The sequence below is a fragment of the Actinocorallia lasiicapitis genome, from assembly GCF_054778695.1.
This window is the reverse complement of the sequence record NZ_BAAGZI010000785.1, coordinates 1-1,008: the sequence shown is the minus strand read 5'-3', so window position 1 is coordinate 1,008 and position 1,008 is coordinate 1. Positions and strand designations below refer to the sequence as shown.

2 protein-coding genes are annotated in these 1,008 nt (G+C 71.9%); both read left to right on the top strand.

Annotated elements, in window-relative coordinates; genetic code table 11:
- On the top strand, positions 1-266 hold a 266-nt coding region (locus tag ACYVE7_RS34610), incomplete at its 5' end, for a hypothetical protein (protein WP_460370855.1).
- A gap of 75 nt (positions 267-341) precedes the next feature.
- Positions 342-833, top strand: a complete 492-nt coding sequence (locus ACYVE7_RS34605) for a hypothetical protein (protein ID WP_460370854.1) — start codon at positions 342-344, stop codon at positions 831-833.
- The last annotated feature ends 175 nt before the right edge of the window (positions 834-1,008 follow it).

Below are 1,008 nucleotides of genomic sequence, written 5' to 3'. Positions count from 1 at the left end.
GGTTCGGGCGGGTGCGTCCGGGGTCGTGGCGGCTGACCAGGCGTCGGGCCGCCCGGCGGGCGTGGGAGCACGCGGGGCGGATCGTGAGCGGCGGGCGGGAGCCGACGGCCGAGGTCGGCGGGCTGCTGGAGCGGGTCGTCGGGGTGGTGTTGCTCGATCCGGAACCGTTCCGGATGCTCGTCCTCGACACGGCGGGCGAGCGGGCGCCGTACCTCGTCCTCGAACTGTGGCGCGAGCCGGACGGGCGGCTCGGGCTGCTGCCCTGAGGCGTCCGATACGGCTGTGAGCAGGGGGTTCACTGGGGTCGCTGTTTTGTCAGTGGCGGCCGATAGATTGTGCTCATGATCGAACGCATGTTTGAAGATCGCGTGCTGACGGAGCGGAGCGGGGTGCCGGTCGGGGCGCCGGCGCGGCCGCGGAAGCTCGCCAAGGTGCCCTTCGTCGAACTGGCCGAGGGACGGGTGCAGGGCGTCGTGTCCAGCGGGTCGGATCTCGCGCGCGTCTATGTGTCGTCGATCTCGGCGGCCGATCACGGATACGGCTGCAGCACCAACAGCAACCGGCCGTGCGGCGGGCTGACGGGCGGGATGCCCTGCAAGCATCTGCGGGCGCTCGTCGACGAGGCGGTCCTGCAGTACGGAGTCGAGCGGGTGGCGGGGTTTCTGAAGGTCGATCCGGGGGGTGATCTGGTGGGGTCGCTGCGCGGGAGCAAGGAGTCGGCGCCCGCCGCGATGGTGTTCAGCCGGTTTCTGCGGCATCTGGCCTATCTGGAGCATCCGGTGGTGGCCGAGCCGGTCGTGGAAATGCAGTGGTTTCCGGCGGTGAGTCACTGATGCCGGTGGCTGCCGTGGGGGCGCTCGCGCGGGTGCCCGAGGGTGTCGAGGAGACGCTCGCCGTCGTCGCCGCGCTTGATGAGACGCTGGTCGAGGGGCTGTCCCGGCTCGGCCCGCAGGGGCGCGCCGCGCTTGAGCGGCTCGCTTCGGCCGTCGCCGGCACCGGTCTCGGGCC